At 66.4% G+C, this 12,988-nt stretch carries 10 protein-coding genes and 1 pseudogene; 3 read left to right on the top strand and 8 right to left on the bottom strand.

Annotated elements, in window-relative coordinates; translation table 11 throughout:
* The first annotated feature begins 139 nt into the window (after window positions 1-139).
* From ACX5I6_RS09795 to ACX5I6_RS09785, 3 genes are all read left to right on the top strand, one after another.
* Entirely contained in the window at window positions 140-769 is a 630-nt protein-coding gene (locus ACX5I6_RS09795; RefSeq protein ID WP_461840347.1) for an NUDIX hydrolase, read from the top strand.
* A gap of 294 nt (window positions 770-1,063) precedes the next feature.
* The gene (locus ACX5I6_RS09790) at window positions 1,064-2,356 is read left to right on the top strand and encodes a glycoside hydrolase family 26 protein (RefSeq protein ID WP_461840346.1); all 1,293 of its coding nucleotides are present in this window, start codon (window positions 1,064-1,066) and stop codon (window positions 2,354-2,356) included.
* Between the two features lie 71 nt (window positions 2,357-2,427).
* A complete protein-coding gene (locus ACX5I6_RS09785) occupies window positions 2,428-3,609 on the top strand; it encodes a glycoside hydrolase family 26 protein (RefSeq protein ID WP_461841697.1) in 1,182 nt (393 codons plus the stop codon).
* A 15-nt stretch (window positions 3,610-3,624) separates the two neighbouring features.
* Here ACX5I6_RS09785 and ACX5I6_RS09780 read toward each other — a convergent pair whose 3' ends face one another.
* The 8 genes and pseudogenes from ACX5I6_RS09780 to ACX5I6_RS09745 form a co-directional block, all read right to left on the bottom strand.
* The gene (locus tag ACX5I6_RS09780; RefSeq protein ID WP_461840345.1) at window positions 3,625-4,017 is read right to left on the bottom strand and encodes an Hpt domain-containing protein; all 393 of its coding nucleotides are present in this window, start codon (window positions 4,015-4,017) and stop codon (window positions 3,625-3,627) included.
* On the bottom strand, window positions 4,014-6,035 hold the full coding sequence (locus ACX5I6_RS09775; RefSeq protein ID WP_461840344.1) for a glycosyltransferase: 2,022 nt from the start codon (window positions 6,033-6,035) through the stop codon (window positions 4,014-4,016). The genes ACX5I6_RS09780 and ACX5I6_RS09775 overlap by 4 nt, the downstream gene beginning before the upstream one ends.
* Window positions 6,035-7,741 carry a glycosyltransferase family 39 protein gene (locus tag ACX5I6_RS09770; RefSeq protein ID WP_461840343.1) on the bottom strand — a complete coding sequence of 569 codons (1,707 nt, stop codon included), beginning with the start codon at window positions 7,739-7,741 and terminating at the stop codon, window positions 6,035-6,037. Before ACX5I6_RS09770 ends, ACX5I6_RS09775 begins: the two co-directional genes overlap by 1 nt.
* A complete protein-coding gene (locus ACX5I6_RS09765; RefSeq protein ID WP_461840342.1) occupies window positions 7,731-9,737 on the bottom strand; it encodes a hypothetical protein in 2,007 nt (668 codons plus the stop codon). Before ACX5I6_RS09765 ends, ACX5I6_RS09770 begins: the two co-directional genes overlap by 11 nt.
* Window positions 9,738-9,855: 118 nt before the next feature.
* Complete coding sequence (locus ACX5I6_RS09760; RefSeq protein WP_461840341.1) at window positions 9,856-9,999, bottom strand: hypothetical protein; 144 nt, start codon at window positions 9,997-9,999, stop codon at window positions 9,856-9,858.
* Window positions 10,000-10,049: 50 nt separating this feature from the next.
* Window positions 10,050-10,172 (bottom strand): annotated as a pseudogene (locus ACX5I6_RS09755) (MBL fold metallo-hydrolase); the annotation flags it as partial.
* Between the two features lie 271 nt (window positions 10,173-10,443).
* Window positions 10,444-11,805: a hypothetical protein gene (locus ACX5I6_RS09750; RefSeq protein WP_461840340.1), complete on the bottom strand. Its 1,362-nt coding sequence runs from the start codon at window positions 11,803-11,805 to the stop codon at window positions 10,444-10,446.
* Window positions 11,806-12,035: 230 nt separating this feature from the next.
* The gene (locus tag ACX5I6_RS09745; protein ID WP_461840339.1) at window positions 12,036-12,863 is read right to left on the bottom strand and encodes an MBL fold metallo-hydrolase; all 828 of its coding nucleotides are present in this window, start codon (window positions 12,861-12,863) and stop codon (window positions 12,036-12,038) included.
* Window positions 12,864-12,988 lie beyond the last annotated feature (125 nt).

Here is a 12,988-nt window from a genome sequence, read left to right as displayed (position 1 = left end):
TCTTCGGCCGGTACGTGGCCACAGCCGCATCGAGGATCCCCTCAAAATGTGTCTTCGCCTTCGCTGCCTCGGGTGCCCCGGCTTTGGTTGTCGCAGCGGGACGTGTTGAGACCGTTTAGCCACTGAGAGACGGAGAACTGTGCCTGTCAGCGAGACCTGGAAAAAGATTCGAACGACGACCGCTTACGAAGGCTTCGTGACGGTCAACCGTCAGACCTATGAAGAGCCAAGCGGAGCCGTAACGGACTGGGACGTCATCGTCGGTCGTGACTCCGCAGCGACCCTTGCATTCACACCTGCAGCAAGTCACGTCGTCCTTTTCGAACAGTTCCGCGTTGGACCCGGGAAGGCACTACTCGAACTCCCCGGCGGATACCCCAATGACAACGAGCAACCCATGGAGGCAGCTCTTCGAGAGCTGCGGGAAGAAACCGGCTACTCCTCAGAATCAGCCTTTTACGCTGGTTCAGAATGGTTTGCTGCGAACTCGTCACGGCGTAAACATCTCGTAATCGCGGCCAACGCATCGGAAGAATTTGCAACGACCTGGGATGATTCTGAATCCGGCCACGTGCACCTTCTTCCTATCTCGGAACTCATGGATTTTCTTGTCAGCGGAGAACTCACCGACGCTGGACTTGCCTGCCGCGGCCTTGCGGCCCTCGCACGCAGCACTCCCGAAACCGAAGTACTCGCAGATCTGCGTGACCGCATCCTCCAACTCCTAACGGCCCCGTCGGCGCAGGGGCTCCCGGTAGGGAACGATTAACGGCCGCCGCGGATGGACGAGGCTTTGCGGCTCTGCGCAATGCCGGTGATGGTTAATGCAGCCGTACCCAGCAGAATGAGAATCAGCAGTCTTAGAATCGGGAGCTCATGAATGGCAAGCTGCGGGATACGGCGTGAGGGCACTGCCAGAACACCCACGAACGCTCCGAGCAGGCCAAAGTAGCTGAGCGTAGCGGATCGCCGCACGCTCTGCCGTCCGTTCGGGGATCCCTGCCGGGCGACGGACGACATTTAGGATGGGAGATAAAACCGCAGGCCACCAGGGGGTTCCGCTTTGCCTGAAGAGCAGTCCACGGACAATTCCGTGACCCGCCGGGGGGCCATGGCGGACCGGTTCAAGTCCTGGGCCCTCCCCGTGGCGGCGGCAGTGCTTGCCGTGGGATTCGGGGTGGCCAGCATCTCCAACGGGCTGGCTGACCGGAACCGGGACACGCCCGCGTCGGACCAAAGCGCAGCGGGCCAAGGCACTGCGGACCAAAGCCTGCCCGTCTGTGAGGTGGCGGACCGCGCCAGCCTGGTGCCGTCGTCGGGAGCGCTGTTTGGGGTGAACCTGGACCTGGCCGCCAAACCGCTGGCCCAATACGCCACGGACCTTGGGCACAAGCCTGCCGTGAGTGTCTCCTTTGTGGACTTCCCCTACACGGACCAGGACCGCACCAACCTGCAGCAGGCCGCGGCCCAGATCCGCAAGGACGGGCAGATGATGCTGCTGACGCTCGAACCCAAGAACGGCCTGTCCGCGGTCACCCCCGACGCCATCGCCGGCCTGGTCAAGGACCTGGCAGCCATCAACGGCCAGGGCGTCCCGGTGATCGTCCGCTTTGGGCACGAGATGAACGGCTTCTGGTTCCCGTGGTCGCAGCAGCCGATTGAGTACCGGGCGGCCTTCACCAGGGTGGCTGGCGCCGTCCATGCGGGCGCGCCGGGCTCGGCCATGATGTGGGCGCCGTCCTACGCCGGCGGCTACGCCTACCCCGGCCGCCTCAATGACGCGCAGCCCGGGACGCCGGACTTCGCGGCCCTGGACACGAACCACGACGGCGTCCTCACCATCGCGGATGACCCTTACGCCCCGTATTACCCCGGGGACGCCGCGGTGGACTGGGTGGGCCTGTCCCTTTTCCACTGGGGCGCCACGTATCCGTGGGGTGCCAACGCGGTGCCGGAGGCCAACAAGTTCGCGGACCAGCTCACCGGCAATTACAACGGCGCCAACGGGGATGAGCGGTCCCTGCCGGACTTTTACGGCGAGTACGCGGTGAACCACAACAAGCCGTTGGCCATCCCGGGAACGGCTGCCCTGTACAACCCTGCGGTGGGTGGCGCTTCCGAAGCGGAGATCAAGCGCACCTGGTGGGAGCAGGTGTTCAGCGCCCAGACCCACGCCCGGTTCCCGCAGCTGAAGATGATCAACTGGTTCGAGTGGGACAAGGACGAAGCCGAAGTGAACGGCCGGATCGACTGGACCGTCACCACCACGCCGGCCATCAGGGCAGCCTTCACGGCGGCGCTGCCGGACTGGCTCAGGTACGGATCCGGAACCACGTGCCGTCCGGCCGGGTCGTAGCCGTGGGGAGGATTCCTGCCCGTGACGATGAGTCCAGGAAAGAGAACAGGGCAGAACTGCGCCGGGCGTTCGTGCTGCCCGTCCTGATCGGGCTGGTGGCTTTGGGCGTTGCCGGATGGAACTTCGCCAACGACCTCTCCCAGCGGCAGTCGCAGTCATCCCCGGCGGCGTCCACGTGCGAGGTGGAGCCCCGCGCGTCGCTTGCCCCGGCTGACGGCGCCCTGTTTGGCGTGAACCTGGACTTCCACTCCAAGCCGCTGGCCACGTTCGCCGCGGACCTGGGCCATAAGCCGGCAGTCAGCGTATCCTTCACCGGCTTCCCGCTGACAGCCAAGGATGAGGATGACCTTGCCAAGGCCGTGGACCAGATCCGCGCCGACGGCCACATGATGCTCCTGACCCTGGAGCCCGCCGACGGGTTGTCCACCATTACCGACGCCACCGCCACGGCCCTGGCGAAGGACCTGGACCGGTTCAACAAAAACGGCGTCCCGGTGATTGTCCGGTTCGCCCACGAAATGAACGGCTCCTGGTACGCCTGGTCGCAGCAGCCGCTGGAGTACGTGGCCGCCTTCAAGACCCTCGCCACTGCGGTGCACACCACCGCACCGAGGTCCGCCATGATGTGGGCTCCGAACTATGGAGGGGGCTACCCGTTCGCCGGCGGCAAATATGAGGCCAAGCCGGGCACCGCGGATTTCGCCGCCCTGGACACTAACCACGACGGCGTGATCACCATGGCGGACGACGCCTACGCGCCGTACTACCCGGGTGACGACGCGGTGGACTGGGTGGGGATGTCGCTTTACCACTGGGGCGCGAAGTATCCGTGGGGCGAGAACGAAATCCCGGAGGCGAAGAAGTTCGCGGACCAGTTGACCGGCAACTACAACGGTGCCAACGGCGATGACAGCCTGCTGCCTGATTTCTACGGCGTGTACGGCAAGGACCACAACAAGCCCGTTGCCATCCCGGAAACCGCGGCCCTGTACAACCCTGCGGTGGGTGGCGCGTCCGAGGCGGAGATCAAGCGCGCCTGGTGGGAGCAGGTGTTCGGAGCCCAAACCCACGCACAGTTCCCCAACCTGAAGATGATCAACTGGTTCGAGTGGGACAAGAACGAGACCGAGGTCAACGGCCGGCTCGACTGGACCATCACCAACACCCCCGCCATCCGGGATGCCTTCACCGCGGCCTCGCCGGAGTGGCTGCACTACGGGTCCGGGACCAATTGCAGCCCCGCAGGGTCCTAAGTCAAAGCACCCAAACTAGGGGTGCAAGAGCCCGTTGACGACGGCGGCACCGGCCTTCCGGACGGCGGCGACGGCGGGTGCCAGGACCTCGAGCAGGGGTTCCGCGGCTGCCCAGTCGCCCCGGCAGACCAGCGCCTCCATGGTTTCGGCGAGCGCCGCCAACTGCAGGGCGCCCACCATGGTGGAGGTGACCTTGAGGCTGAGCGCCCGGTCCATGGCGGCCTCTTCGTCACCCGCGGACACGGCATTGCTGACCCGCAAAAGCCGGTCCGGCAGCATCTCCAGGTAGCTGCCCAGGAACGCGTGCGCGCCGGCGGGGCTGTCCAGCTCCTCCCCCAGGTCCCGGACGTGCCGGGGATCCAGCACGGGAAGGGCCAGCGGGTCCAGCACGGAAAGGTGCGCGCTCACGCGGACCACCGCCCGTCGTCGTGGTATTCCTCGTCCAGGCCGTGCGGGGTCTTTTCCCATTTGTGCGGGCTGGAGAGCATCTGCCAGGCCGCACGCCACGCGGCCACGGCGTGCAGCACCCAGTACGCGGGGTTGAGCAGCGCGAAGATGGCGATCCGCCAGCCGTGCCGCCGCCAGGTGGCTATGCCGGACACCAGGATCATCATGGCGTTGCCGAACAGCATGGACACCACCCCGCCCAGCAGCAGCCATTCGGGCAGTACCAGGCCCACGAAGTTGTAGCCCACATAGGTGACCACGGTGAAGCCGAGCACCAGCGGGTAGGCCAGGAACGCCAGCGGGGTGCCCAGGATCAGGCCCAGAAAGCCGACGGCGCCGGCCACCCCGGTGCGTTTGACGTACCGGACGGTGTTGCGGGTGTTCACGGCCGCGGTGACCATGTATCCCTTGATCCAGCGGGTGCGCTGTTTGATCCAGGCCGGCACCTGCGAGCAGGCTTCCTCCCAGGTGGTGGAGTTGATGACGCCCACCCGGTAGCCTTCGACGGCGGCGCGGAGCCCCAGGTCCGCGTCTTCGGTGACGTTCCACGGGTCCCAGGCGCCCACGAGCCGCAGCAGCCGGGTGTCGAAGTGGTTGGAGGTGCCGCCCAGCGGCAGCGGGATGCCGGAGCGGTCCAGGCCCGGGAGCATGGAGTCGAACCAGTGCGTGTATTCGATGGCGAAGAGCCGGGTGAGCACGTTCTGGTCCGCGTTGAAGTAGTTCAGTGCGGCCTGCACGCAGATCAGCGGCCGCCGGTCCGGGGCCAGGTAGCGGCGTTCGAAGGCGTCCTGCCGGAACGCGTCAATGGCCGCGCGGAGCTGTCCCGGATCGGGCCGGTCTTCGGCGTCGTAAATCACCACGTACTCGCCGCGCGCGAAGGTGAGGCCGTAGTTGCAGGCCCGGGGCTTGGTCTGCGGCTCGCCGCGGGGCACCACCAGGATCCGCACGTATTCGGGTGGGCGGGAGCGCTTGGCGGCCTCGATGGTTTCGGTGTCGTCCTCTTCGAGCAGCACCAGCACGTCCAGCTTGGAGCGCGGATAGTCCAGCTGGCCCAGGTTGGCCAGCAGCTTGTTGATGATGTTGGCCTCACGGAACACCGGGACCAGGATGGTGTACACGGGCAGTTCGCCGTCGGGGATCCGCCCGGCCAGCCCGGTCGGATCCCCCAAAGCCCCGGTCCCTACGCCGCGCCGCTCCAGTTCCCGGACGCGTGCCGTGGCGGCGGCCCGGTCATGCAGCGCGTCGAACGGCTGGCGGAGGCTGGCCAGGGTCTTGAAGCCGATGCTCACCAGGAACACCACGTTCACGGCGGTGAGCAGCACGATCACGCTCAGCTGCGCGTCCAGGAGCAGGCCGCCCAGCAGGCAGCTGAGCAGGACGGCGGGCAGCAGCCGCTGCCACAGGTTCAGGGCGGTGCGGGCGGAGCCGTCCGGTTGTTCTTCGGCCAGGCGTTCGGCGGATTCGTAGAGCAGGTGGTTGCGGAAGGCGCGCTGGATGGAGTGGTTGATGTCCCAGTCGGTGGTGGTGCGGAACACCACCTGTTCGGCGCCGGGGATGCGGAGGGCGGCGCGGCGGATCTCGTCGCTGGGTTTGACGGCGGTGGCCACGGTGAGGACGCCGTCTTCCAGGTGCCAGGGCAGCCAGCCGGGCTCTGACACTTCGGTGAAGCTCAGCTGTTCCAGCAGGGCGTCGTCCGAGGGGTGGTGCACCAGGTCCACCAGGGGCGCGCCCCATTGCTCGGCCAGCACCTGGTAGACGTGCCGGCGGTTCAGGCCGGTTTCCAGGATGATGTGCCGGCCCAGCAGGCCGCCTTCGGTGTTGGCGCGGTCCAGGGCGCGGTCCAGCTGCTCCGGGGTGATCAGCCCTGCCATGAGCAGGGACTGGCCCAGCGCCACGGACTGCACGCCCACGCCGTCGTCATAGGAACCGGCGGGACCACCGGCGCGGGCGGTGGAGAGGACCGGGGCCTGCTCTGCCATCAGTTGACGGTCCTTTCGTAGATCCGGTGCGTGGGGCTGGAGAACACCACGGCGTAGCGGGCGTTGAACGTGGGGCTGGCGCTGATGGCCTGGTGCACCAGGTCCGTGAACCCGGAGTCCAGGGGCGCGTCCTCGCCTTCGACGTTCACCAGCACCCATTTGGCGTACTTGGCCGGGTCCTGCAGGGCGGGCCCAAAATGGTCGCCGGCGGCCCGGTTGTAGATGTTGGCGAGCGGGATGCCCATCATGGGGAGCACGGCGTTCCCGCGGGCGCTTTCGTCCAGGAGGATCCCGCCGCCGTCGTAATGCTGTTTTAGCCAGCGGGCCGCGGCGAAGGAGTAGGTGTTGGAGTCGTGGGACATGCGGCCCTCGGCCAGGATGGCCATCCTGCCGGCGGGGTCCTGCAGCCACCACGCGTTTTGCCCGGCCAGGGCGAGCAGGAGGAACGCCACAAACCAGGAGCGGGTACGACGGCGGCGGGTCACCTGGTGCACGAACGCCGCCACGAGCACGGCGGCCAGGGGCAGCGCGGTGAGGGCGAAGCGGTTGTTCCACCAGGTGCTGGGGAGGGAGTGATCGTTGTTGATGGCGGTCTGGCCCAGGTAGAGGCTGAGCAGGGCGAAGGCGTAGGCGCTGCCGGTGACGGCCACCAGCAGGGTGCTGGTGGCAAGCCCGCGCCGGTACACCACCACCAGGGCGCCGCAGGCCGCGGCGGCGAGCACCACCACGCCCAGGGTTTCGAGCAGGGACCAGTGGAACGTCCAGAGGGTCAGGCCCAGGTTGCCCTTGGTGGGGAGCAGGCCGCCGTCGGTGATGTTCTTCTGCTGGGCGTAGGCGGAGTACTGGCCGAACATGAATTCCAGCGGGTTGCCGTAGATGGCCCAGTTGTAGGAGAGCCACCAGAGGACGGCGGCGGCGGGGACCATGGCGTAGGCGGCGGCCATCTTGGTGGCCTCGCGCCACTGGCGGGAGCGGCGGAGTTCGGTGACCAGGACGAACAGGGTGCCGGTGAGTACCAGCGCCCAGCCTTCGTAGCGGGAGAGCACGGCGGCGCCGGAGGGGATCCCGGCGAACACGGCCAGCTCGCCGGCGCTCATGCGGCGGCGGCTGGTGGCCCAGTGCGCCAGCCCTGCCATGCCGGCCACCAGGCACATGAGCAGCACGGGTTCGGTGAGGGCGGTGGTGTAGGTGTAGAGGATGGCGGGGTTGGCCAGGAGGACCAGGACGGCGGCCAGCCGGCCGGTGCGTCCGTAGCCCAGGCGGGCGCAGATCCGGTAGAGCCCGGAGGCGGTGGCGGCGAGGGCGATGATGCCCAGCACGCAGGCGCCCCAGCCGCTGCTGAACATCCAGAGGTTGATGATGAACGGCATGAGCAGCAGGTGCGGCATGGGCAGCCACACGGTGCCGAGTTGTTCGAACCCGGGGGCTTTGCTGTCGAACACGCGCCGGGCGATGGTGAGGTGGCTTTGCGCGTCCGAATAATCCAGGTTGCTGCCCTGCCCGGTGGTGTAGAGGCAGGCGAGGAAGCCGACGGCGGCCGCCACCACGGCGATGGCGGCCGTGCCGGGGACGCGGCGCCCGGCAGCAGGGGCACCCAGGGCGGTCCAGGCGCGGCGCAGCCACGGGGCCCGCTCCCCCGCGGGCGCGGCCGGTCCGGCCGGGGCAGCCGTCAGGGGTGCGGGGGCCGCCTGCAGGTCACTGGCCATGGGCGGTGTCCGCGGCGGCCTGTTCCAGCGCGTCGGCGTGGGCCCGGGCGGTGCGGCGGTGCTTGCGGCGGAGCAGCACCCGGGTGCCCGCGGCCAGGATGAGCGCGGCGGCTGCGGCGGCGAGCCAGAGGGCCAGCGGCCGGAAGCCGTCGGTTACTTCGGCCTGCGGGGTGATGGCGTTGGTCTCCAGCAGCACGGGGTTGCCGGTGGTCTGGGTGACCAGGAGGTTGCGGGACAGGGCGCTCCAGCCGCCGGGCTGCTGCTGGATGTAGCTGGCGAGGCTGGTCTGCAGGGTTCCGGGGGTGGCTGCTGCCTTCGCCGTGGCGTCGGCGGTGTCCGGGGCCCAGCCGCCCAGGAGCAGGAGGTTGCGGCCGTTGTGTTCGTAGGCTTCCAGGGCGCCGTAGGCGGCGGCGGTGCCCACGCCGTATTCGATGTCCTTGCTGGACACGGTGCGGAACCCTGCGAGCCGGAGCGGGGCGCCGGCCTGTTCGGCGGTGGCGGGGGTGGCGCCCACCAGGAGGCCGGAGTCGCTGGAGTCCAGCAGGGCGGCGGGGGTGGTGAGGCGGACGTCCAGGAGGGAGTCGTTGTCGCGTTGGAGGGAGAATGCCAGCGTGGCGGCGTTGATGGTGTTTTCCTGGGCGGTAGCGCCGGCGTCGAACGCGATGGGGAGGGTGGTGCCCAGGACCTGGGGGAAGCGGGCGAAGCCGGGCTTGATGGAGTCGCCGCGCTGGGCGGTGAGTTTGCTGCCGGTGGTGTCCATGGTGAGTTCCATGGGGAGCAGGCCCGCGGGGCCGGAGCAGTCGCCGCCGGCGGGGAGGGCGGTGAGGCGCAGGCGGAGGCCGTTGCGGGATTGGATGTGGCCGGCGGGGACGTCGGCGGTGAGGTCGAAGGTGTCCCCGTCCAGGGTTTGGGAGCTGAGCAGGTAGTCGTTCCAGTAGACGGAGAGTGCGGCCTGCCCGCCGGTGGGGATGGCGGTGTGGGTGCCGCGGAGCTGGAGGCTGAGGGCGGAGACGGGGCCGCCGAATTGGGACTGGTTGACGCCCAGGTAGGTTTCCTGGGTTCCGTAGCCGGCCAGCCGGATGGCCTGGGCGCCCAGGTCCGTGAAGGTTTGTTCGGGTCCGGCGGCGGCGGGGACGGTGGCGGTCATGCCGGTGACGGTGGCGCCGTCCGCCAGGGCGGATTTGGTGTCTGCCAGGGCGCGGGCGGCAGTGCGGAGGCCCTCGCCGGTGCCCGTGATGGTGAGGGCGGGGCGGCCGGCCTGGGTGCCGAGCGTGGTGCTGGCCGCGCCGTCCGTGCTGCTGATGGTGATGATGCGGGAGCCGGCGGGGAGGGCGGCGGCCTGGGCGTCCACGTCCGACGGCGGCACGAGCTTGAGTGCGGCGTCCGGGTAGCGGTGGGCCATGGCGGCGGACGCGGCGAGGATGGCGGCGGAGACGTCCGTGGCGGGCTCGGCCGGGACGGGGATGAGGATGGCGGGCACGGAGGGGGCCAGGAATTCGGCCACGGTGGTGGGCGCGGTTTCGGCCCCCTGGGTGGTGAGGCTGAGGCTGCTGAGCGTGGCGGTGGACTGGGTGGCGGTGCAGACGTCCCGGACGGCGGGGGTGTATTCGAGGGCCAGGACCAGCTGGTGTTCGGTGAGGTCTGCCGCGCTGACGGGGGCGTCCAGGGCGATGGTTCCCTTGGCGGGTGCTTCGAGAAGGGTCCTGCCCTGGGCGCTGACGCGGATGGTGCCGGTGGTGGGCTGGCCGGCGACGGCGATGCTGCCGGTGATGCGGGCGGGCTGCAGGCCGGGGGCCACCGGGACGGCGAGCTGCTGGCCGGGCATGGCCGAGACGGAGCCCAGGCTCACGGGGGCGGTGGCCGGGCTGGTGTGGGACGCGGCGACGCTGTCCGCAGGTACTGCGGCGGGTGCGGCGGCGGTGGCGGGCTGGAATTGGACGGCGGCAAGCAGGGCGCAGGTGAGAACAACGCTCCCTGCCCGGAGACGTGAGAGCATGCCTCCACCTTGGCGGGGCGAACTCAATTTACCCTGCCGTGCACCCTCAAGGTTGACTCAAGAATGGGTGTTTGTGCAGGTCAGGGGTGATTTTTGGCTCTGTGTGCCGGTGGCGCGCTTAGCGCTCCACGGCCATCAGGACCACCCCGATGGTGGCAACGGCCAGGGCGGCCAGTGCCACGTAGGAGATGTACCGCAGCCTGCGCTGCCGTGCATCCCGCTTCGAATAGCGAACGTCGTAACTTCCCCCGTGCCGGCTCATGGGCTGACCATAGGGAGCAAACCTCAAGATTGGCTGTGAACGGCCGTTTGTTACGAGGCGTCGTGGCTGCTGCGCCAGTTCTCTTGGAGCCGTTTGATGAACCACCGGGACTGTTCGGGGCCGTAGGGCAGGACGGGAATGGCTTTGGTGGCATCGTTGGGGGTGTCGCGGATGAACAGCCAACCGACAGTCAATAACCGCAACGCCACCGGCACGATACCGTTAGCGCAAAGTCCGTAGCCCTACCTCGGATGAAAAGGTAATCAGCACCTCGGATAAAGAGGTAATCAGCGTATAAAGAAAACAGGTTTAGGCACCAACGATTGGCCAGACTGGGTCACGGCGACCTGGTGAGCCGCCCAAATTTCGACTCAGCCATTGGTCCGCGAGCCAGCCCCTTCGGGCCGCGTCCGCGCCGCAATGGCGAGTGCTGGTGCCTACGTACTAAAGCGCGGATACACTCGCAATAGCCAGTGAGCGCCTCCCCGCTTTGGGCTCTAAGCCCTCCCTAGACAGCTGGCGGCGCCAGCTATCCGGCGTACGGGACTGCTCGTTTACTGCGCTGCCTACCGCGAAGCCGAAGAGAACTGCGATCGCCGGCCAGGACATCGGCTCCATGACGAAGAAGGCCGGTAGGAAGATTGAGCCCGCTACGGCCATGGCTCGCTGCAACGGGTCCAGCCCTTTACGGCGGACGCCCACCAGCACAAGACAAATAAGTCCAACGACGAGCGCTACGCCGATAAGACCGTAGTCTGCGTAAGCCGTGAAAAATTGATTATCCACGGTTCGGAAAGATGCAAAGCTGTAGGTCTTCGAGGCATCGGCCACAGATCTCGGGCCCCCGCCCACTATGATCTCGGCGCCGGTCGTGATTTGGTTTACAACGTCAAAACCTCCCAGCCTGATGGATTGCTCGCGCGTCGAAAGCTGGTCAAACCGACCAGAAAGGAGGCTGCCTGGTTGCAATCCGAGAATGCCTAGGACCACGGCAAGAACCGCGACAACAAATCTGTGAGATTTATTTGAGCTGCCGTCGCGGCGGACCACAAGCATGGCCGTGATGCCAACCCCAACCATCAACAGCACGCTCCGTGAACCGCTAGCAGCGGCGCCAGCGAGTGGTATGCCAACGGATGGAAAACGCGCGAACAGCCTGCTAGCGGTAGTCCATGCCGGTCTGGCCATATTGACTACCGCGACGAATGCCATGAAGACGCAAAGCACAAGCGGATGCCCAAACAGGGAAGCTGCGCGGAAAGCCGCACGCTGGTTGCTCTGGACCTGAAAATTCGTGAACTCGTAAAGTGGCTTCCCAGTTGCCACCTCGTACAGCGCTATGGCGGCCGTTACGTAGGCTAGGAAGGTGAGCATTCTAAGTAGTCTTTGCCGATCCAGGTGGTCCGCAGCCAAGCCGATGCTGATCGCCAAAGCGACAGATGTAGCTACGACTAAGCCAGCCAAAAGACGGAATTGGTCGAATCCCAGAACACCCACTGTGAGAAGAGGCAGGCCTGAGAGAACCCCAAGGACCATAAGGGGCAAACGCAGACGCTTTTGGCGGGCCCTGAGTAGGTCCAGTGCGGGAAACAGAAGAAGCGCAAACAATATAGCGTAGGCCGCAACCTGAGGTGTGCGCGTCTCCTGCAATCCAGGAACAAGCGGAATGGCTACAGCAAACACGACGCTGACGCCGCCAAGCCTTGCTGGAGACTTTCTCGCCCATAGGACCAGCGCACCGAGACCAATAAAGAGCAGTGCTTGTACGGCGAACCCAAGAAACACTACAGCGAAGGTGCCGATCACAGCTGCAGTTGAGACCGCTCGTCTCAAAGTTCCCCCTAGCTTCCTGCCGGTCTTTACATGGGCCGGGATCATGGAAATCCCGCAAACGCTGGAGGCTTTCCTGTTGACTTGAACAAGCATGACGGCGGCGGTGAGCCACCAGAATCGGCGTTATTTACCGTCGCGTCTCGGTGGTGCCCGTCGGTGTATTTACACTATATAGGGACAAGCTTCTCGTCGTTCTAGCTGCGTCACGGCTCTCGGCTCGCTCCTGCAGGAGTCTCCTGCAGACGCTTAATGAACCAGCGAGACTGCTCAGGTCCGTAAGGTAAGACTGGAATCGCCTTAGTGGCGTCGTTTGGGGTGTCTCGAATGGTCTGGCGGGCTTGACGGACGGCGGTGGTCATGGTGGTAGCCATCGTTTTGACGAACTGGTCGCTGCATGGCTTGCCGTGGCCGGGGATCAAGAATTCGTAGCGGTGGCGCAGGGCAGAGATGTGCCGGAGAGCGCCTGACCATTCCTCGGGGTAGGAATCCTCGAAGGAGGGGTGGGCACCCTGTTCCACAAGGTCACCCACGTACAAAGTGGTGGGTGTTCCCACCAGGAGATCGCCGTCGGTATGGCCGCGTCCTAGATAGAACAGCGTTGCCGTAAGGCCGCCGAGGTCCACCAAGACAGGCTGGTCCTTGACGATTGCGTTGGGTACCACCAGCTCCACGTTGTCACCTTCGCCAGCAGCCATCTCAGGCTCCAGCGTTCCAACTTGCCGGCGCTGCACGTCACCGCGCTGGTCAATCTCGGTTGCGCAGTTCTGGTGCGCCCAGAATTCGGTGATGCCGGCTTCGGCGAAGACGGCGTTGCCGAAGAAGTGGTCGTAGTGAGCATGGGTGTTGACGACCACGACGGGCAGGTCCGTCTTCTCCCTCACCGCGTCCAGGATTTCGCGTCCCTGGCGGGGGCCGCATCCGGTGTCGATGACCATGGCGCGTTCCGAGCCGACGATCAAGCCCGTGTTCAGCAGGGACCCTTCAGTGACCAGTACATAGTTGTCCGCCCCGACTTCGAGCCATTCCGACATTGTTTCTCCGTACCTCCGGCAAATCAGTGTGCGTGTCTTTTTGACCGATTCTACCCGCGTCAGGAACGCAGGCTAGGGTTCGGCGATGCACTGGACGCGAGGAATTTGGGGTCTGCAACCGCCTC

Source organism: Arthrobacter sp. MMS24-T111 (genome assembly GCF_054888995.1).
This window is presented reverse-complemented; position numbering and strand designations above follow the sequence as displayed.

Coding starts and splice junctions, on each gene's coding strand:
- ACX5I6_RS09770 (WP_461840343.1), bottom strand. CDS start 7,741: ATGGCCAGTGACCTGCAGGCGGCCCCCGCACCCCTGACGGCTGCCCCG.
- ACX5I6_RS09775 (WP_461840344.1), bottom strand. CDS start 6,035: ATGGCAGAGCAGGCCCCGGTCCTCTCCACCGCCCGCGCCGGTGGTCCC.
- ACX5I6_RS09760 (WP_461840341.1), bottom strand. CDS start 9,999: ATGAGCCGGCACGGGGGAAGTTACGACGTTCGCTATTCGAAGCGGGAT.
- ACX5I6_RS09765 (WP_461840342.1), bottom strand. CDS start 9,737: ATGCTCTCACGTCTCCGGGCAGGGAGCGTTGTTCTCACCTGCGCCCTG.
- ACX5I6_RS09745 (WP_461840339.1), bottom strand. CDS start 12,863: ATGTCGGAATGGCTCGAAGTCGGGGCGGACAACTATGTACTGGTCACT.